A 960-nucleotide genomic window follows, 5' to 3' on the forward strand; every position below is an offset into this window, starting at 1 on the left:
GGGTGAGGCCTATGCGACCCGCGTGCACGTTTGCGCCGCGCCGCTGGTGGAAGGAACCATCGCCGCCGCAGTCGTGGCAGCGTCCGGTGGTGATATCCGCCAGGTGATGGCCGAAGCGCATCAGGCCCTGGCGGCGAAATATCACCAACTGAATCAGGATGATAAGCTCATGGCCGCCATCCCGCCCGTTGCCTTGAGGGCCGAGACGCCAGCGTCAGCGCTCACCTTTTCCTGGCGTGTGGCTAACCCGGCGGGCATTCACGCGCGTCCGGCCTCGGCGATTGCCACCTGCCTCAATCGCTACAATGCCGATGTGCAACTGGTGAAAGGTGCACAGACGGTAAACGGCAAAAGTGTGAATAATATTGCGCTATTGGCGATCAAGCGCGGCGATGAAGTCACACTGCACGCGAGCGGTGAGCAGGCGCAGCAGGCGATAGATGCCTTTACCTTGCTGGCGCACGAGCATTTTGGCGATCGTTTGGAAGCGAAGGACGCTGCGTTGGCGCGCCCTGAGCGGCATCCGGTGGGGGAATTGGTAACGGCCACCGTGTGTCGGGTAGACCGGACGTTGCCCGCCGTGGCCCCGCGCGTCAGTCAATCCGCGCAGGCCGAGCTGGCTCAACTGGCGCAGGCGATTGATGCTGCCGTGCAAGACCTGGATGAGCTGTGTGCGTTTACCGCGCAGCGCCTGTCTGATAAGGAAGCCGGGATTTTCCTGGCGCATCGGATGATGCTGGAGGATGGCGAACTGTACGCTGCGGTCGCCGAGCGAATGGGGCAAGCGACGGTGCAGGTTGATGCGCTGTGGCTAACGGTGATTTCCTCGCTGGCACAGGAGTATCAGGGGATTGAAGATACCTACCTGCGTGAACGCTACATCGATATCTATGACGTCGGTCTGCGCGTGTTGCGGCATTTGAACCATCAGCCCGACAGCGTGGTTACGCCCTGTCACAC

Annotated in this window: 1 protein-coding gene; it reads left to right on the forward strand. The window is 61.6% G+C overall.

The annotated features are described in order from the left end of the window. Positions 1 to 960: HPr family phosphocarrier protein (locus J5224_RS30340; RefSeq protein WP_264628756.1), on the forward strand; the 960-nt coding region annotated here is incomplete at both ends.

The sequence above is a fragment of the Candidatus Symbiopectobacterium sp. NZEC135 genome, assembly GCF_025962695.1.